Source organism: Hymenobacter tenuis, from assembly GCF_054780495.1.
In genome coordinates this window covers 222090-241611 of record NZ_BAAGWF010000003.1, presented here as the reverse complement: position 1 = coordinate 241611, position 19522 = coordinate 222090, and the positions used below count along the sequence as shown (strand labels likewise).

14 protein-coding genes are annotated in these 19522 nt (G+C 55.5%); 5 read left to right on the top strand and 9 right to left on the bottom strand.

Features of this window, described 5'->3' with window-relative positions; genetic code table 11:
* Positions 1-2: 2 nt before the first annotated feature.
* The 8 genes from ACYVGU_RS12480 to ACYVGU_RS12445 all read right to left on the bottom strand — a co-directional run bounded on the left by ACYVGU_RS12480 (position 3) and on the right by ACYVGU_RS12445 (position 12824).
* Positions 3-680, bottom strand: a complete 678-nt coding sequence (locus ACYVGU_RS12480; RefSeq protein WP_460622372.1) for a hypothetical protein — start codon at positions 678-680, stop codon at positions 3-5.
* A 435-nt stretch (positions 681-1115) separates the two neighbouring features.
* Positions 1116-2576 carry a hypothetical protein gene (locus tag ACYVGU_RS12475; protein WP_460622371.1) on the bottom strand — a complete coding sequence of 487 codons (1461 nt, stop codon included), beginning with the start codon at positions 2574-2576 and terminating at the stop codon, positions 1116-1118.
* 173 nt (positions 2577-2749) lie between these two features.
* Positions 2750-4249, bottom strand: coding sequence for a hypothetical protein (locus ACYVGU_RS12470; RefSeq protein WP_460622370.1), 1500 nt, complete (start codon positions 4247-4249; stop codon positions 2750-2752).
* Positions 4250-4434: 185 nt separating this feature from the next.
* Entirely contained in the window at positions 4435-7902 is a 3468-nt protein-coding gene (locus tag ACYVGU_RS12465; protein ID WP_460622369.1) for a hypothetical protein, read from the bottom strand.
* Between the two features lie 302 nt (positions 7903-8204).
* Positions 8205-9653, bottom strand: coding sequence for a hypothetical protein (locus tag ACYVGU_RS12460; protein WP_460622368.1), 1449 nt, complete (start codon positions 9651-9653; stop codon positions 8205-8207).
* Between the two features lie 106 nt (positions 9654-9759).
* The gene (locus ACYVGU_RS12455) at positions 9760-10152 is read right to left on the bottom strand and encodes a hypothetical protein (protein ID WP_460622367.1); all 393 of its coding nucleotides are present in this window, start codon (positions 10150-10152) and stop codon (positions 9760-9762) included.
* 184 nt (positions 10153-10336) lie between these two features.
* Positions 10337-11701, bottom strand: coding sequence for a hypothetical protein (locus tag ACYVGU_RS12450; protein WP_460622366.1), 1365 nt, complete (start codon positions 11699-11701; stop codon positions 10337-10339).
* 121 nt (positions 11702-11822) lie between these two features.
* Positions 11823-12824 carry a sugar phosphate nucleotidyltransferase gene (locus ACYVGU_RS12445; RefSeq protein ID WP_460622365.1) on the bottom strand — a complete coding sequence of 334 codons (1002 nt, stop codon included), beginning with the start codon at positions 12822-12824 and terminating at the stop codon, positions 11823-11825.
* Positions 12825-13068: 244 nt separating this feature from the next.
* On the opposite strand from ACYVGU_RS12445, the gene ACYVGU_RS12440 reads away from it, so the two are divergent.
* The 3 genes from ACYVGU_RS12440 (at position 13069) to ACYVGU_RS12430 (ending at position 15028) form a co-directional block, all read left to right on the top strand.
* Positions 13069-13647, top strand: a complete 579-nt coding sequence (locus ACYVGU_RS12440; RefSeq protein ID WP_460614973.1) for a LemA family protein — start codon at positions 13069-13071, stop codon at positions 13645-13647.
* An 89-nt stretch (positions 13648-13736) separates the two neighbouring features.
* On the top strand, positions 13737-14192 hold the full coding sequence (locus tag ACYVGU_RS12435) for a TPM domain-containing protein (protein WP_460614972.1): 456 nt from the start codon (positions 13737-13739) through the stop codon (positions 14190-14192).
* Complete coding sequence (locus tag ACYVGU_RS12430) at positions 14189-15028, top strand: TPM domain-containing protein (RefSeq protein WP_460622364.1); 840 nt, start codon at positions 14189-14191, stop codon at positions 15026-15028. The genes ACYVGU_RS12435 and ACYVGU_RS12430 overlap by 4 nt, the downstream gene beginning before the upstream one ends.
* Positions 15029-15106: 78 nt before the next feature.
* Here the strand turns inward: ACYVGU_RS12430 and ACYVGU_RS12425 are convergent, their stop codons facing one another.
* Positions 15107-15700, bottom strand: coding sequence for a 3'-5' exonuclease family protein (locus tag ACYVGU_RS12425; RefSeq protein WP_460622363.1), 594 nt, complete (start codon positions 15698-15700; stop codon positions 15107-15109).
* 200 nt (positions 15701-15900) lie between these two features.
* Here ACYVGU_RS12425 and ACYVGU_RS12420 point away from each other — a divergent pair, with 200 nt between their 5' ends.
* Together ACYVGU_RS12420 and ACYVGU_RS12415 are read left to right on the top strand one after the other, a co-directional pair.
* Complete coding sequence (locus ACYVGU_RS12420) at positions 15901-16683, top strand: hypothetical protein (protein ID WP_460622362.1); 783 nt, start codon at positions 15901-15903, stop codon at positions 16681-16683.
* A 50-nt stretch (positions 16684-16733) separates the two neighbouring features.
* Complete coding sequence (locus ACYVGU_RS12415) at positions 16734-19514, top strand: TonB-dependent receptor domain-containing protein (RefSeq protein WP_460622361.1); 2781 nt, start codon at positions 16734-16736, stop codon at positions 19512-19514.
* The last annotated feature ends 8 nt before the right edge of the window (positions 19515-19522 follow it).

Sequence of the window (19522 nt, the reverse complement as noted above, 5' to 3'; positions counted from 1 at the left end):
CCTTACTGCATCCGGCCCACCTTCGGAATCACCTGAATAAGAAAGCGCTTGTTGTCGCCTTCGCGGCGGCCTTGGTAGCGGCCGGTGCCATAAAAGCCACTACCCCCAATAATGAGCTCAATCCCCTTGTCCTGCCCGAAGTTGAGGCCATTTTGCTTCCAGAGGTTCAGCAGGTTCAGGGCGCGGCGGTAGCTGAGTTGGTAGGTAATTTGCTCCTCGCGGGCGTTGCGGGGGTCGCCTTGGGGGTAGCGCGCGGCCATGCCTTCCACAATCACGAGGTAGCGCACCGGCTGGTCGGTTTTGATGTTTTTGAGCACCGAGCGCAACGTACGACCTGCTTGCAGCAAAGCGGGTTTATAGGCTTCCTGAATTTCGTCGCGACCGGCTTTGAACTGCACCGGCACGAGCAACTCGTGTCGCTCATTGGCAGGGTCGTAGCGGAAGTATTTGCCTTCCAACTGCTGCAAGGAGCGCCGGATCTTACTGATCTGCTCCAGTTCAGCGGCTTTCACTTTCAACTCGCCGTTGGCCTGCTTTAGTTCTCCTTCCCTATCCTTAAATAGCTTGAAACTGTACACGAACAGCACCAGCATCACCACAAACAAGGACGTCATCAGGTCCACGTAGCTGGGCCAGAAGAAGTCGTTGCTTTGGCGGTTATTGGAGGTGGAGTTGTTCATGTTTTAAGTGTAGCCTAGCAACTTCTCTCGAAGCTAAATTTCAATCCTATCCTTTTTAATCAAGTATAAGACCCTTCCCTTTCCAGATTCCTTTTGACAAACCCAATAACTTCTTGGGGATTCGCAAAGAACCATTTCTGGTGGTTGTCATATGTAGAAACCACATACTGGTTCAGGTCAAAGTATAGGCACAAGAAATCGTCTGTTAATCCTCTCTCATATGGATCAAACCTGTATAACCCTAGTCTACCCAAACTGATGTATGGTTGTAAATACCGAGTATGCCTGGAAATTCGGCATACTTCAAGTAATTCAATCGTCTTATAAGGGTAGAAGTGTGGCGGAAATTCTGCCAATCTAGTGCGTACCTCAGCCCATTTCCTATTGTTCTCGATTACTTGATCAACACTGTGCTCTGTCATTGACCGCAGCTTATTATTGTGGCTGCACACCGCCAAATAGCTTATCCATAAACCGCTGGAAACGGTTCTTGGAGGTGGCTTTTACTAGCACCGTATTCAGGTTGGACAGCTCGGCCAGCAGCTTGGCCTGAATCTGAGAGTCTAACTCTACTTTGCGCAGCAACTCGCGCTGGGTAGCGGTTACGTCGCGGCTGAGGTCGGCTTGCTGCACGTTGAGGTTCTGGAAAGGCTCCAGTTGCTTCAGCAGCTTGTCGAAGACGTTATCAGCGTTAAGCTTCTCGAAGTACTGCTGCCATTTCTCATAGGCTAGCTGTGCTTGGCGCTCGTTCTGGGCCTGGCGCTGGGTCATGATATCCGCCAGAGAAACGCCCGCTTGGTCGATGTGCTGCTCGGCCCGGTCACGCAGGTTGCGCAGCTCCACTTGGTGCTTCTGGAAGAAATCAAGCATCAGCTGCACCGAGTTGTTGTTACCTCCAATGTACTGCCCCAAGTCATTGATACCCTTCTCAAACCCGCGCAGCCGGTCCAGGATGTTGTTCACGCTTTGCGCCGACTGGTAGCCGTTGGCCAGCATATCATTCAGTTTCTGCTGGTAGCCCGTAAAGGCCGCGAACATCTCCGCCGATTCCCGCACTTTCTCAAATACGGCAATGTTAGCAGCGGCCATTTTATCGTAACCAATGGTATCCAGCCGCTCCAGAAAGTCGCTCTGCACCCGAATGTTCTCGGTTACCTTGTCCATCAGGGGGTTGAACAACTCCACCTGGCCCACAAACTGCTGGTTAAAGGCATCAAGCACCGACTTCAGATTGCTCAGGCTGCCGGCCATATCAGAGTGCAGAATGGGTAGCAACCGCGCTTGCAGGAACGTGTAGTAATTGTTCTGCAGCATATCGAGGCGGGCCCGGGCTTCGCGTAGCAACCCATTCCCGAGCAGCGTCAGGAGCAGGCCCACGAATGAGCCCGTCATGGCAATGAGCACGCCGGTCAGGAAAGGTGTGAGGGCGTTGTCATCCGAAACGCCGTTGCGGGCAATACCTACTAGGCCCAGAATCACGCCCAGAAATGTACCTAGCAGGCCCAAGTACAGCGGTGTCGAGACGTTGGCCTGCACCTCATTGTCGAGCACCTGACTACGCCGTTCCGATATGTCTTTCAGGATGTTGAAGTCGGCCGCAGCGCCTTTATTGTGGCGCAGGTAGTCGTTGGTATCCAGCAGGATTTCCGCAAACTCCGGCGAGGCTTGCTCCGACTTGATAAGCGTAGCCGCATACGAGTCGGCTGGCGCATCGGCGGCATAGTCGGGTAGGTCGCGACCATCGGGCAGCACTAGGCGCGATTCTACTCGCAACTGCTCCCGCATCGGGTACATCTGACCTAAGCGGTACGTTTGGGCGCGGGTCCGCAAAAACGTCCGAATCTGGAGGCCGACCACGATGGCAACCACTGCCACTTCAAGTATGATTTCAAGCATAACACCACGAAGCTAAGGCTAAAAGCCAGTTCCCCTCCTTGAAGGCAGAAGGGTTAGCGGTGATTGACGGACCTAGAACATGCATTAGAGTTGCTTCTAAAAACTGTTCTTGCTTATCAACCAACGCTAACCCTTCTGCCTTCAAGGAGGGGAACTAGTTCTCAGGCTTTGATTTACTCAAATCGAATAGATGCCTTTTGTTCAATCTGCCAGGCTCCGGCCATTTTGCGCAATACACCCTCTTCTTCCGTCACGATGCGTGTAACAGGACTACTAGGCTGCTGATACTTACAAGCCTCCCGCAAGGAGTATTGCGCGCTCTGAATGGCGTAGGCATGCACTGCAGAGTTGGAGGTTACACTGAAGGTCGCCAACTCCGGCCACTGCGGATCCAGGTGAATCTCATAAATACTGTCGTGCTGCGGCTCATCACTGAGGTCATACTCATTGAAAGCGCCATTTACGGGTACTTTCACGTAGCGCGTCTGGGGCATGGCAGCCGCTGGAGCCGCAGGTGTTGGCAGTTGTACAGGTGGCACTAGGTTCTCAAACTCATCATGCGGCGTAGCCGTTTGCGGGCTAGCAGGCATAACGGGAGCTACTACCGGCACGTGCGTTGGTTGAGCAGGAGCTGTATATACCTCAGTCACAGGAGCCGCCACGGGTGTTACCGGTTGCGACGAAACACTAGGGGTAGTAACTGCCGCAACCGGTGCTACTGGTTGCTGGGCTGGCATTGCCGAAGTTGGCGCTCCTCCTGAAGAGGCGGCTGAAGTAGCCTTAAATTGGCTACGCAACTTCTTGATTTCTTCTTCTACTCGCTGATTCACTAGCTTTTCCACTTCCCGCTGTTGGGCGGGCGTCAGGCGCTCAGCTGAAGCAGAGCCCGACGACTTCGCACCGCTGCTACCAGCTGGCGCATTTTGAAGCGCTAGTATCTCATCGCGACGTTTATCGATACGTGCACTCAGCTCCTTCTGGAAGGCGCCAATATTCTTACGCATCAAGTAATACAGCACTAAGCTCAGCAAAGAAAAAATCAGGGCCAAGGGAGCAAAGAACTTGTTCATGAGGCTTTCGCCGACGCCGGTGCTGGTGGGTGTGGCTGTGCTGGCTACCCCCGCTTCGGCTAAGCCTGCATCTCCAGTAGAGGTATCCAATTCTTGGTCTGGAGTGGCGGTGGTGTCCGGTATCTCTGTGGCTAGATCCGTATTACTCAGCTCACCAATAGGCGTACCGTTTTGCACGTAGTTGTTCAAAGCCGCCTCCAGCGTGGCCAGGCGCTGCATCCGGGCTGGGTTGGCCCTCCGAGCTGGTGAAGACTTCAGCCGAGTAATAATTTCCGTAGTCAGCTTCTGCAGACGCGACGGATTGGAGCCCAGTCCCTTGTACATTACTCCCCTACCCTCCAATGGCTGGTAAAGTGCCGAATATACCCGCTGGCTATCTGCCTTAATGCTTGCTTCAAATGCCTTCAACGAGCTACCGCAGTTTAGCTTACTCTTCAGGTTAGAGCGCCCGTTATCATCATAGACATAGCGAGCCGTAGCACACCAGATTTGCACCTTCTGCTCATCCAGTGTGGGCTGGCCTAGCGGCGTTTGGGCACGAGTGCCTGCTGCCAGAAGCAGTAGGCCAGTAAGCAGTGAAGCAGCGCGGCGGGAAAAGGTCATAGAGTTTCGGGTAGGGAGCTGGACTGAACCTGGAATTCAGTTCTTATCAGGAATGGCTAAACGTACTTAACTAACTTGTCATACTGAGCTGGTCGAAGCACCTCTACTGCAGTGCTTCATCTTTTGATTAGCTCCGGTAGAAACGCTTCGACCAGCTCAGCATGACAACGATTTTCCAATTTAAACTACGCTTGCAACTCGCGGCTCAGGTTGTAGAGAGCTTGTTTCAGCGGCAGGAAGAACAGAGTTTCCGGCAGGGTTTCGTCGGAAGAAAGCTGACGCTGGAACTGGTGCAGGCCTAGGCTCAGGCTGTCCTCAATTTCGCGCTGCAGAATGTCCTTCACGCGCTGACGGTCCACGTCTACGCCTACTTCGCGCAGATAGGGTGCTACTTCGTCGCCTTCGAGCACCAGTGTGAGGTATTTGCGCACGTTTTCAAGCACCGTGTTTTTCAGTTCCGCATCTACTTGGTTTAGCTTGAGGCGCTGCTGGTTGAGCTCAGTACCTTCCACGGCGCCGCTGTACTTCACGGGCTTGATGTTGTCGTAATCCGACGTATTCGTCTTCTCCTCGAACAGCACACCGCCGTTGGTGGTGGCTTCCTTGGGGTTGTCGGCTAGGATAACGCGGAAGTTATGCGGCGGCTCTACACCCGTTACAGCGTGAAAGATAGCTTTCGTAATCTTCTCGATAGAAACCAAAGAGCTGCCACCGGCCAGCAGGCGTAGGTACAGGCTGCCTTTCCCAGAGAAGCACAGGTAGCGCGGCGTTTTCAAGCCAAGATGCTTGGTGAGCTGCGCTGTGTGGTAGATGATGCTGGTATAGTGCAAATAGAACAGCACCCGCAGCTGCCGGCCCTTGCCTAGGCCGAGGGCCTGGGTAAAGCGCAGCGCATCATCGTACTTAAACAGCAAGCTGGTCACGTCGGCGGAGCCGAAATCGGTGTTGCTGAGGGCGGCTCGCAGGTAGCCTTTGTATTCCTGGTTTTGCTCAGAATCGGGCAAGCTTTCGACGTGACCTACGCCGAGGCGCAGCAGACCGTTCTGCTTCGGCGCGCCCTGCACGCGGGCGTAACCGTCGCCCCACAGGTCGTCGCCGGCGAAGCGGAACGAGGTGCTGTAGGCCGGTTTCTGGTCCGCGAACAGCAGCAAGTCAGTGGTGCCGCCACCGATGTCGATGTTCACCACGTTTTCGTCGCGGTTAGGCACTACCTGGTTGGTGGCGGTGAGGTAGTAGTACGGTGCCACCGATTCGGTGAGGCAGATGGTGGGGCGCCTGGCCTTGAACACCTGCTGAAACGACTCATCCCAGACCTGCTGGAACTGGTTGCGCAGGAAGCCATCGAAGCTCAGCGGCGCAAACCACACCACGCGGGTATCTTCCAGAATACCGCCGTGCAAGGCCGCCTTGTGGCGGAGCAGCAGCAGGATTTCCTTGAAGAAGGCTTCAATGCGCGACACGCCCTGCGGGTCCAGCTCCGCCGACCATTTTAGGTTAGTAATAAAGCGGTTCTGAGGTAGCTCCGAAGCGTTTTCGGTGTTGATACTGAAGCCGATGTTGATGTTGCTGAGCACCTTGGCGGGCTCATTGGCAAACGATGTGGTTTCGCAAACCGCAGTGCGGATCGGGAATTCATATACCGAGCCACCTTCGCCCACGAAGGAAGGCACAAACTCTCGGTTCTGGAGGGTAGCAATGTAGGTCCAGATTTGGCCGGCGCCTGTACGGTAGCGCTGCGCGGCCGACAGGCCTGCATCGGCCACCGGAGCATGCAACCATTCCACCTGCACATCGGCCTCGCCAATGGTCAGTGGGCGCGGGTGCGCGGTGGGCGAGTCGGCGTAGGCAATGTGGGTGTTGGTGGTACCAAAGTCCACCGCAAACGTGAAGCGGCGGGTACCCCGGTCTAGCTCGCGCCAACGGGGCACAAACAGGCCGCGGGCCGGCTCGGCGCCAATGGTAGCGGGCGGGCAGGTAAGCTCCACTAGGTCGAAGTGGGTGCCGGTAATCTCATAGTAGGTACTACCCGCAGTAGCCATGCTCTTCTGGGTGCGCTCGTAGCGAGTGGCGCGGCGGGCAGCACCTTGGTCCGTAATCCGCTCCCCGTTCACGAAGAACTGCAGGTCGTAGCGGCGGCTGAGCATGGTAGGCGAGTTGTCGGCGTCCACCAGCATTACCTTGTAAAGGTCGTTGTACTCGGGCTGGTAGCGCACCTTGTAGAACGGGAACACGCCCACGCCCACGGTGGCTTTCACAATGCGGCCCTTCTCCAGAATCTCGCGGCCCTGAGCATCCTTCGGGTTCTGCGGATTGGTGTAGTAACTGCGCTCGAAGGTGATAAAGCGGCCCGCCTGCACCGGCACCCGCAGTTGCACGCGCACGTGGCTGAGGTCAATGGTGAAGGTGAGCAGCTCGGCCAGCTCGTTCTCGGTGAAGTACTCGAAGAAGGCTTGCTTCAGCGGCAGCAGGTATGGGAAACGTGCCCGGCCCTGTCCATCGGCGCCGTACTGGAACGTGACTTTACCGGTGTGGAAACGCTGGGTGTTCAATTCGTAGGGCAGCTCCACGAGGGAGTCTTCCAGCAAGTCACCTACCGTGAGGTATGGGTACTTGAAGCCCTTGCCGGGCAGTACGCGACTTTCCAGCGCAACTTCATCGTAGTACGGAACCGGCGTGCGGTCATCCCAGGGCTGGCCGTTCAGATAGTTGGCGCCGGGCATCGTCAGGTTGGGGCGCAGCACCAGGGGCCTAGGCCGACCCGAAATGGCTTCCCGCGTGGGCTGAATGAACAGGTCGGAGCTGGTTACGGCCGACTGGTCGGCGCGGCCAGGCAGGGGCACGCCTTTCACGCTCACTAAGTTGCCTTGCACATCGGTTAGGGCCGGGTAGCGGGTGGCAAACTGCTGCGCGCTCCGGTCGCCCTGCATCTGGAGCTGATTGATTTTCGAGCGGTCGAGGCCGGCGTACACGCTGCCAGCAAACTCGCGGCGCTGCAGCTGCGGGTAGGCCAGGAACAGCTCGTACACAAACTCACGGAACTGCGGGTCACGGTCTTCGAGCAGCACAGTTTGCTTATCGAAGTAGTGGCCACGAGCCTGCGGGCGCTCCAAATCCAAAGGCGTCACGGCCGGGCCGGTGAACAGGATTGTTAGCGGCGAAGTACCACCCAGCAGGCGCGTACCGCCCGCCAGCTCCGGCGACTCATAGTACACCAGATACATGTCAGTGAAGTCGCGGAAACGCTCATCCTGCATGTACAGCTGCAAAGTTTCGCCCAGCAGGCGCGTGCCCTCGTCCTGCCGCATCCGGCGGATTTCGGCCTCCGCATTCCAGCGGCGCAGCGTGATTTTACGACCGGCCTGGGTGTAGAGGTGGTAGTTGTAGAGCAGCTCCAGCAGGTCCCAGAAGTGGGTCGTCAGCTCGTGATATACCGAGCCGGGGTTGCGCTGCCCTTCTCGGGCCAGGAAGTCGAAAGCCGTTTCAAACAGGTGCATCCGCGCAAACGGCGTCGGGATGCTCACGGCCAAGTTGCGGGACTTGCCGCCCGCTGGGTCCGTAACGGTATTGATTTCGGTGCTCGTTACCGGCGCCGTTTTCTGCCAGCCTTGAACCTGCTGGGAGCCATTATTATGTAAGCGAAGGACTTTGGCCATGTGCTGCTGAAATCTATTCTAGAAAGCTAGTTTCCCTCCTCAGATGAGGAAGAGTTAGGGGTGGTTGACTGGCCTAGGGCGTTCTTCTCAGGCCGTCATGTCGAGCTTGTCGACACATCTCGCGTGCTGATGTTGCTAGGCCAGTGCAACGATTCGAGCGAGATGTCTCGACAAGCTCGACATGACGTTCCTAGTTAATCGTTCAGGCTAAATAACATCAGCAACGGGGCCAAGCACCCCAGTTCAGCCTTGCGGCTGAGCGCCCCCTCCTCAGCTGAGGAGGGGAATTTTTGATCTTCTACCTAGACCACCTTCACCTTCTCTTCAAACGCCTTATCAGTCACATCATAGAACAGCTCCAGCATCTTGCGGAAGCTGTCGGGCTCTTGGATGGACTTCTCGGTTTTGTTGAGGTTGTCGAGGAGGTAGTTGTGGCTGAGGCCTTTGTTGAAGAAGTCGTTCCACTTCTTTTCCACGGGCTTGCCGAGAATCATGGCGTTGAAGTCGTCGGTCTGAAGGTCGAAGGGACGGAAAGAACGACGGTTCTGGGCTAGCTCCTGCAGCCACTGATCTACGCCGGAGTCGGGGCTGTGCAGGAAGGTGTTCAGCTCCCGGAAGATGGGCTCGTTGCGCATGGCGTAGTCCAGCTTCAGGTTGTCGGCGTACGGCGCTTTGTCGGTGGGCAGGTGCTGCTTGTGGTAGCGCGTGAAGTACAGGAACTGCGTGAGCTGCTTGGCAATGATTTCGCGCGACTCCTCGGGCAGGTGGCTGAACTGGATTTCCGGCGCGTCGGCTTGTAGGCCATACTCGTGGAAGTGCGGGCCACCAGTGCGCAGCTCGGCGGGCGAGTAGCGCATGAAGTCCACGATGCTCAGGGCGGCCAGAAGCTCAATTACGTGCGCCTTATTCTTCTGCTGGGTGCCGCCGGGCTGGTTTTCGTAGGGCGTGTCGGGGGTGTCGGCGAGGTAGTACAGCGCGTCGAGGCCCTGGAGGTTGTGCTCGTAGTAGCTGAGCGCCGCCTTGGTTTTCGTCAGGAAATTGTTGGAGTCGATGACGGCATTGTCTTCGCTCTGGAGAGCAAAGTAGGGCATCACCGTCACGGCGCCGGTGGGTGCGTCGCGGAGGTAGCGGGCGTTGCTGAGGCGCGTGTTGGTGTCCTTTAGGTTCTTGAGCATCAGTGGGAAACCCGCCGCGCCCGTACCGCCAAAGATGCTCGACACAAAGAAAACCCGGTCACCATCCTGGAAGTTATCGGCGAAAAACCGCATTTCCGGGCTTTCCACCAGCTTGTTCAGCACAATGCTGCCCACGTTTGGGGAGCCGCGGAAGCCAATGGTCAAAGGGCTTTCAAGGTTATCCTGCGTGAACAGCAAATCCACGAGGCCCTTCGAATCAACCGACAAACCATCATAGCTCAGATACTGGCGGAAGCTCTGATTGATGCCGCCGAAATCGAAGATGAAGGTATCCTTCACCGAGCCGTTCACGTCCTGCGAAATGCCGCTCAGCGTGCTGATATCAGTTTTGAAAAAGCCTTCTTCGCGGGGGCCGAGGCGCTTATAGATCTGCTGGTAGCTCTGCAGCAGCTGCACCGTGCGGTTCATGTCGCCGTTGTGGGCGTCGGGGTCGATGATGATGGGCACTACCCGGTCGCAGTTGGGCAATTCTACGCCCGCGGCCAGCAGCATGGTGAGCGAGCGAATGACGCGGGAGCCCGTGCCGCCAATGCCGAATAAAAAGAGTTTAGCCATTATGGGAAGGAAGAGCTGAGAGCTGAAGAGTAGGAAGTGAATGCCGCCGAAGCCTTGACAGTAGAACATTGTAGTGTTCCAGGCTTTCACTCTTACTTAGTTTGTGTTAAAACGGTGTGGTGCTGGCATTGGTGGAGCCTTTCCGCAAAATCAGGGAGAAGATGAAGAACCAGAACAGACCTAGCACGGCGTTCCAGGTAGCCAGCCAGTAGATGTAGCTGTGCTCCGTGACTTGCTGCGCATCGGCCTGCCAGATGGCTACCACGAAGGCAATCAGAGCATTCAGCACCAGAAAGATGGACCAATGACGCCCCTTGTTAAAGGTAGCCACACCCATAGCGCGGTTGATGAGGTAGTAAAAAATAAGTACCAGCGCCAACGAAAAACCCAGATTAAGCAGCCCAATATTGGGGAAAATAACGTCGCGGTAGACGGGTGTATCGGCGGGAGGTTGCGGAGCGCCAATGATTTCGTAGATGGAGCGGAACAGTGCTTTCATGGAAGGAAGTAACGCGAAGTTTCGCTTCGCGATGTGATGAACGATACGGGTAGGACGAAATTGTGGGGTAGCGCCGGTAGGTTTGCGGCTGCACAGCAGCTAGCGACTATTCATTGAACGAAAATCGTTCCAACTAGTACACGGCCAGTTACTAGGCATTGCCTGAACGCAAACGTGGCCGCTGCTATTCAGCGGGTTGCAGTGTAAGCGGCAACTCAAAAATTGGTTTTTTCTCGCCACCCTGCTGCTCTAGGCCATCGAGCAGGGAGCTTAAGGCAAAGGTTTTAGGAGCAGGCGTAGCATCGTTTTTAGTGGTCCACTGGGCAACCCAGGCCGGGCGCTGATCCTGCAGGCGCAGCACAAGTGGCCTAGCGGCCTTGGGCTGCTTGGTCAGGTGTACTTTGGCGTAGTGAGTGAACTTGCTTTCGGGTCCGCTGCTGGCGCGATTCTGGTCGGTGGCGGCAAACACATCCAGCAGCTTGGCATCGGTGTCGGTGCCTTGCAGTTTCAGGTTCTGCTTGAGGTAGGCTACGTCGCGGTACTGGCCGGGCAGAGCTGCTAGGTCCAACCCGACTACAAACTCAATGGGTTGCTGCGCCGAAGCTTCGCTGACGGAGATGACGCGGTAGGTGTCAGCGTTGCGCTTGCTGGCGCCGGCATCACCGTAATACCAACTGCCTTTATTCTGAAATTTGTTGAGCAGCGAATACGTGGGCTGCGGGTACGTTACGCCGAAGTGTGCTTGCTTGGCCGGCTGTTTTTCTAAGAGGGCGGCATCAAACTGGCGCACGGCAGCGGCGGGGCCTACTACCCAGATGTAGTACGGAATTTCGGTGTCGCAGCAGTTCGTTTTCTTGCCTGAAGCAACCAAGGCCGGATAATAGGTACCGCGGAAATCCGAGGTGTAGCCATAGACCGACACAGCCAATTCCTGCTGTTCACCGCTGCGGGAAAGCGCGTCGGCAATGTCGGTTTTGATGTAAGGAATGGCACCGGTGTTTTTCGGCGAGTAGATAAAGTCTGAGATGAGCACGCTCACGGTGCCGGGCTGGTAATAGTGGCTCATCAGCGTATCGAGCACCGAGGGAATGTCGGTGCTTTTGGCGGGCTGCTGAATACCGCTGCGCACGGTGCTCGAAATGCCCTGGTACGAATCCTTATAGGGCTTTTCCTTGATGCGGTAAAACGCTTTCTGGCGGACGGCACCGGTACGGTTCACCTCCGAGAGAAACTGGGCGACGTGCTGCTGAAATTTGGTGTTCTCGCCACTAGCCCCCGTTTTGGGCATAAACCCTTCCATCGAGCCCGATACTTCCAGGAATACATTCACGGCCTTTAGTGGCTGTGAGGGGGTAGCAGCAGCGGGAGTTGTGCCTGCTTCCGGCTTAATAGGAACGGCACCAGGCACCTCAGTAGGCGGTACAGCTTCGGGCATTTCCCCAGCTTCCTTCTCCGTTTTGATATCGGAGCGGGAGTAGCAGCCGGGCAGCAGAAGCAGAGAGAGGCCCAGAATGGGCAACAGGCGGGGAAAGGAGGTCAGGTAGCGCATCGGGCTAAAGTAACGACAATCTGCTGGCCACGGATACGTAGACACCTAACAATTAGAGGGGCGCATGAACAATTGATGCCCTCAATTGCTCATGCGCCCCTCCTATTCTGTGTAAAACAGCTTAACTATAGTCGATTTCGGTGTTGTCGCCGATGTTGAGGCTGTGGCGGGTGCCTTTGAACAGGGCGTCGGACCCAACGATGCAGTCGTGCATAACGGCCGAGCGCAACTCGCTGTAAGAGCCAATGATGGACTCGCTCAGGATGGTATTCTTGACAATGGTTCGGTCGCCGATGGCCACATTCGGGCCGATGATGGAGCCACTGATCTGGCAGTCTTTCCCGATGCTGACGGGCGGGATGATGATGGTATCCGGAAACTCGGGAAACTCGCGGCGCTTCAGGAACTCGGGGCGGTTGAGCAGGCGGGCGTTGGCTTCAAGCAAGCTGTCTTTACGGCCGCAGTCAAACCAGTTGTCAACGGCGGTAGTCACCATTTCGGCGCCGTCCTGAATCATAAGCATGAGCGCATCGGTAAGCTGAAACTCGCCGTGGGTGCGCTGGTCCTGGTCGATGATGCGTTCCAAGGCCGAGGCCAGCCAGTCAGGATTCGCAATTTTGTAGAGCCCCACCAAAGCGTAGTTAGACTTCGGGATGCGGGGTTTCTCGACCACTTTCGTGACGCGGCCTGACGGTCCGGTCTCTACCAGCCCAAATAAGGAAGGAGTTTTCACCTCTTTAATGGCTAGTACATTGCCGGGCGTGGCCATCATGGCGGGCAAATCGATATCGACGATGGTATCGCCTAGCAAAATCAGGATGCCTTCTTGCTCATGCCGAAACTGCTCCCGCGCCAGCCACAACGCGTGGGCAATGCCTTCGCGCGGCTCCTGAATCACGAAGCTGGAGCGCAGCTGGGGGTACTCGCGGCGCACGTAGCTTTCCACTTTCTCGCCTAGGTAGCCGATGATAAACACAAACTCCTGAACGCCGGCCTCCACGAGCCGGTCAATGATATGCCCCAAAATAGTGTTGCCCGCTACAGGCACCAGGGTTTTGGGTTGGGTGTGCGTGTGCGGCCGCAAACGCGAACCAATACCGGCAACGGGAATTACTGCTTTCATGCGAGAGAAAAATCGGGATGCACCGAAGCGCAAAATACGGAATCAAGCTGGAGCTTGCAGTAGCACAACCGCTCTGAGTTGAATTCGTACTTTGCAGCGCAGCACTTCTTGCCGCCATATCCGTAGCTTCCGGCAGATTTAAACGTATCAGCAAGGCGGAAAGTCAATTTTGCGCGTATAGTGCTGCGCTACTCTTCCCGAAAATATCTTTCTTCTCTCCCTTCCCATTTTTTTCAACTTCATCATGAAACGTTTTCTGCTGTACTTCGCCGGTCTGGTGCTTCTGCTTTCTCAGTCGTCTTGTGGCTACAACTCCATGGTCACCAAAGACCAGGCGGTAAAAGCCCAGTGGGCCAATGTGCAAAGCGCCTACCAGCGCCGGTCTGACCTGATTCCGAACCTAGTAAATACGGTAAAAGGTGCCGCCAACTTCGAGAAATCGACCCTGACGGACGTAGTTAACGCCCGCGCTAAGGCTACCAGCGTGCAGCTGAACGCCGACCAGCTGACTCCCGAAAACATTCAGAAATTCCAGGAAGCCCAGAGCCAGCTCAGCAGCGGTTTGGGCCGCTTGCTGGCCGTATCAGAAAACTATCCGGAGCTGAAAGCCAACGCCAACTTCCAGGAGTTGCAAGCCCAAATTGAAGGCACCGAGAACCGCATTAATGTGGAGCGTAACAAGTTCAATACCGTTACCAACGACTACAACGGGTACATCAAGAGCTTCCCGAATAACTTGTTTGCCGGCATGTTCGGTTTTGCTGAGAAGCCCTACTTCGAGGCTGATGCCGCTTCGCAGAAGGCTCCAACTGTGCAGTTTTAATTGAGTGTTGCCCAGTGCCGGTTGCCAGTTGCCAGTGTAGTTACTGCCGCTGTCAGCTGGCACTAGGCAACCGGTAACCGGTACCTGATATGACTAATCCTCTCACCCCTGCCCAGGAAGCAGCACTGGTAGCAGCCATCCGTCAGGCGGAGCTACGTACTTCCGGCGAAGTTCGGGTTCATCTGGAAGACACCTGCCCTACTCCTGAGCCCCTCGACCGGGCTGCTCAGGTTTTTGCGGAGCTAGGCATGCACCGCACCGCTCAGCGCAACGGGGTACTGTTTTACCTGGCCTGGGAAAGCCGGCAGTTTGCCGTAATCGGCGACGCCGGCATTAACGCGGCTGTTCCCGATGATTTCTGGGAAACCGTGAAAGAAACGGTACTGCAACACTTCCGGGCCGAGAAGTACGTGGAGGGGTTGGACCAAGGGGTACGGCTAGTGGGCGAACAGCTGCGCCGCTACTTCCCTTACGATGCCGCCACGGACCAAAACGAGCTCGACGACTCCATTTCGTTTGGCAGTACGCCACCCCCGCGCACATGAAGCCAACACACCGCGTAGTTTTTCATCCATATACCGCGTTGCGAACAGGGATACTAGCCCTCTTGCTGGTGCTAACCCACCTAGTGGTGCTGGCCCAAAACGTACCGCCCCGCCCCAACCCACCCCGCCTCGTAAACGATTTGGCTGGCATGCTGAGCCCCGATGAGGAGCAGCGGCTGGAGCAGAAGCTGGTGGCGTACAACGATTCTACCTCTTCGCAGATTGCTGTCGTGACCGTCAATACCCTCGGCGACTACGACATTTTTGATTACGCTCAGCGACTGTATGAAACCTGGGGCATTGGCCAGAAAGCCAATAGCAACGGCCTGCTGCTGCTGGTAGCCAAGCAAGAGCGCAAAGCCCGTATTCATACCGGCTATGGGCTGGAAGGCGCCATTCCGGATGCCTTGGCTAAGCGGATCATTTCCAATACAATTGTTCCGGCTTTCAAGCAGGAGCAATACTACGCTGGCCTCGACCGGGCTACGGACCAGCTGATTGCCTTGGCCAAAGGCGAGTACAAAGCCGATCAGACCACGCAACCCCGACCGCGCAGCTCCGATGACTCCAGTGGCTCCGGCTGGACGTTCTGGCTAATTATTGGCATGCTGATTCTGTTTATTCTGCTCCGTAACCGGGGCGGAGGCAGCAGCGGCGGACGGCGGAATCGGGGATTTGGCGGTACTATGATTCCGCCCCTCATCTTCGGCGACTTCAGCGGCGGCCGCGGCGTGTTTGGCGGCGGGGGAGGCTTCGGCGGAGGCGGTGGTGGTGGCGGCTTTGGCGGCTTCGGCGGCGGTAGCTCCGGCGGCGGCGGTGCCTCCGGCGACTGGTAACCCCTAGTGCGTATCGCTTTTTCATCCACAAAAAAGGCCCGACGAGCAGTCGGGCCTTTTTTGTGGGCAATTCAGTACCTATACCTGTTTGTATACCGGCATATCATAGAAGGGGCGCAGCAGCTGCACGACATCCAAGGCATCGGCCACGGCTTCGTGGGCTACGGTATCGTCGGCAAAACCGGCCCTAGCTTTACAGATTTGCATGGTGGGCAGGCGGGAATCTTTGCGCCAGTTAAGATAGAAGGCAGCGGGGTCGAGCATGGCTGGCTCAGCGCGTACTAGGGTGCCATAGCCGGGCAACTCTCGCAGAAACCCTAGGTCGAAGGAGGCTATGTTTTTCCCAGCCATCGTTACCGTGATGCAATCATGCTTGTCGGGCCTGAAACCGTGAGCCAGCAGAAACTCACGCAGCTGCGGCACTAGCTCCTCCGGCGTGCACAACTCTGGGTTATCCTCCTTACGGGCCAGTTCCTCTAGCAGGCGGGCATTGAGGGCCAAGGCACCAGCCGTGCCTACATACTCCGGATGGCGCACTACCCTCCGAAACACCGGCAACTCCAGTAATGGCCGCAGGTTTTTGGTATCTTCTATCACTGCTGCTAACTCCAGAATCTGGTGGCGAAGCGGACGACCTCCGGTAGTTTCAAGGTCAAGGGAAATGTAGCGCATGTCCCGCTCTACGGCCGCCTGAGGTGTAGGTTGATGAGCGGGGGGGCGTCTACACTTCAGCTTAACAGCTAGGGTAGCACCTATTTTAGTTATGTTTGCATCCCAGTCAATCGGGGGTATAATTACCTGCCATGCAGCCTTATTCATTCCGGGGCTGTCTGTCTATTGTCGCGCTCTATCCTATCCTTTCCTTGTTGATTATGAAATTAGCTCAAGCTACTGCTTGGCTCGCTTTTGCGGGCGTTCTGCTGAGCCAGCCAACGCAAGCCCAAACCGTTCCCACTGACTCCACATTCCTGTCAGCCGCCAAAAAGCAGGTAGAGCAGCGCTACGCCCAAGCCATTCAGGATCAGTCGCAGCTTTACAACGGTGCAGAGTATTTCAACTACACGCGTTACTACCAAGAGGTGCGCGGTCATCAGTTTTTCATGTCCCCCACGGATCAGCCCGGCTCGGTATATTATGGCGGGCACCAGTATACCAACGTGCCGTTGCTCTATGATATTCGGCTTGATCAGGTAATTATCAAGCAGCCTACCAGTTCCTTTAGCCTAAAGCTAGTTGATGAACAGGTAAAGAACTTTTCTATTCACGGACACACTTTTATCCGGCTAGAAAAAGACAGCGTGGCAAACCAGAATATTACGCCCGGCTATTACGATTTGCTGCTTGATAAAAACATTAAACTTTTAGCGAAGCATACCAAACGGATGCAGGCGCAGCCAAGCCAAAATACTACCCGCGCAGAATTCACGGCAGCTGATCGGTATTTCATCCAGAAGGGTAATGCCTACTATGCTGTTAAAAGCAAAGGCTCTATTATTTCGCTATTTCCTGAGAGCAGAAAGCAGCTGCAGAAATTCGCACGCACCAATAAGTTAAATTTTAGCAAAGAAACCCGCGAGGCAGATATTATTCAATTGCTGCGTTACTACACCACCTTATCTCCTCAGGAAACCCAAGCATCAGCTACTACCCCGTAATTATTTTATCAGCCTGCTACTATTTTCTTAAGCCGAATTACTCCGTGTACATGAAGCACCTTTTCACCTTATTTTTCTTGGTTTTGCTTGCCTGCACGGCTCAGTCAGTGCGTGCGCAGCAGACAGAGCAACCAGTCATCAGCGGTACTTTTCAGCAAGTGCCGTTTGAGCAATTTGTAAAGGAAATTGAATCGAAAACACCCTTTCGTTTTTTTTATACACCCGCCGCGGTAGACAGTGTTACCATCACACTTCAGGTAACAAACAAGCCCGTACGGGAGGTAGTACAGCTAGCCCTGCAGAATACGCCTCTGCGCTTTGCGGTAGATGAACAAAACCGGATATACATCACAACGGGCACTGCCATCCAGACGGAGCTGACGGAGAGCTTTTTTCAACCTGAATCGGCAGGCAGTATGGCGAGTGGCCAAAACCCGAACGCCGACCAAGACATTAAATCGACTAAAAGCGCTACTACCAGCACCTCGGCCCTGAAGCTGTATGAAATTGGGGCAGCCGGAGCTGCCCCCGCATCTGGCAAAGCGACCCTAGCCGGCCGATTACGCGAAGCAAACTCAGGCGAGCCGGTAGTTGGTGCCACGGTTTACATTGAGTCGCCGAGCATTGGTACTAGTACTGATGAGTTCGGCTCCTACTCCCTAACGTTGCCTATAGGGCGCCATACGCTGCTTATCCGCGGCATCGGCATCAAAAGCACCCGCCGCCAAATTGTGCTTCAGGCCAATGGACGCCTCGATATCGAGACGGAAGAAGATGTAAATACGCTCCGGGAGGTGGTAATTGAAGCGGAGAAGGACCGGAACGTAGCGGGCATGCAAATGGGCATGGAAAAGCTCGACATCAAGACGATGCGCCAGGTGCCTACTGCGTTCGGCGAAACCGATATTCTTAGGGTAGTGCTCACGCTGCCCGGGGTGAAATCAGTGGGTGAGGGCAACACAGGCCTGAACGTGCGCGGCGGCGCTACCGACCAGAACCTGATCTTGTTCAACGACGCCACCCTCTATAACCCCTCACACTTATTTGGCTTTTTCTCGGCGTTCAATCCCGATGTTATTAAGTCGGTGGAGCTGTATAAGAGCGCAATTCCGGCCAAATACGGTGGGCGGTTGTCGTCGGTACTGGACATTACGACCCGAGACGGCAACAAAAAGAAATTCTCAGCCTCCGGCGGCATTGGCCCGCTTACCAGCCGTCTGACACTGGAAGGCCCAATTATTAAAAACAAGACGTCCTTTATCATTGGGGCCCGCAGCAGCTACTCCGACTGGATACTGCGCCTGCTACCCAATGAAAGCTTCAAGCAAAGCTCCGCGTCATTTTCCGACGTAAGCGCCCACATCAGCCACGAGATTGACGAGAACAACACGCTTTACGCCACCGGTTATCTTAGCTCCGATAAGTTTCAGCTGGCCAGTGACACGGCGTACAAATACCTCAACCGCACGGCGAGCGTTAAGTGGCGGCACAACTTCAATAACAAGCTGTACGGCGTACTCACAGGCGCTACCAGCCACTATCAGTACGACATTACCAGCAAGCGCGACGCCTCCACCGCTTCAAAGCTGAACTACGAAATCAACCAGTACAATGCGCAGGCCGACTTTACGTACTCGCACAACCCAAAGCACACCTTCGATTTCGGTGCCAGCTCAATTCTGTACCACGTTTCGCCGGGCGGGCTAACACCCTCAGGCTCCGAGTCGTTGATTGAGGCTGATGTTCTCCCACGGGAGCAAGGCCTAGAAAGTGCCGTGTATGTTTCAGATAGGATTGAGGTTTCGCCGCGCTTGTCGGTTTCGGTGGGGCTGCGGTATTCCTTTTACAATGCTCTAGGGCCACGCGAGGTGTACAACTACGTACCGGGCCTCTCCAAGTCGTTGAATACGATTACGGATACGGTAGCGTATGGCTCGGGCAAGGTCATTGCCACCTATCATGGCCCAGAGTACCGGCTTTCGGCGCGCTATTCCCTCACCGATAATACCTCAGTAAAGGCCAGCTTTAACCGCACGCGCCAGTACATTCACATGCTTTCGAACACCACGGCCATGTCGCCGACGGATATCTGGAAGCTCAGTGACTCCAACGTGCGGCCCCAGGTAGGCGACCAGTACTCCATTGGCTTCTACCGGAACTTCCGCTCCAACACCATCGAGACATCGGTGGAAACCTACTACAAATCGACCAAGGATTTTGTGGATTACAAGGGTGGTGCTACCCTCATCCTGAACCGCCACATTGAAACCGATATTGTAAATGCAGTGGGCAAGGCCTACGGCGTGGAGGTAATGGTGAAAAAGCTGACCGGCAAAATCAATGGCTGGGTTAGCTACACCTACTCCCGCTCTCTGGTACAGGTAAACCAAGGCACTATCTCCGACATGGTAAACGGAGGCCGCTACTACCCTAGCAACTTCGACAAACCCCACGACTTCACCCTGATTGGCAACTACCGCTTCAGCCGCCGCATCAGCGCCTCGCTGAACTACACCTACAGCACCGGCCGCCCCATTACGCTGCCACTGGCCAAGTATTACGTGGGCAACGCTACTCGCGTGTACTACTCAGAGCGCAACGCCTACCGTGTACCCGACTACTACCGCGCCGACCTGGCCCTGAACCTGGAAGGCAACCACAAGGTGAAGAAGCTAGCGCACGGTTCCTGGACCTTTGGGGTATACAACCTAACAGGCCGTAAGAACCCGTACTCGGTGTATTTCAAATCAGTAGGTGGCCAAATTAAAGGGTATCAGCTCTCAATTTTCGGCAACCCTATCCCGACTATCACCTACAACTTCAAGTTTTAGCAGGTTGT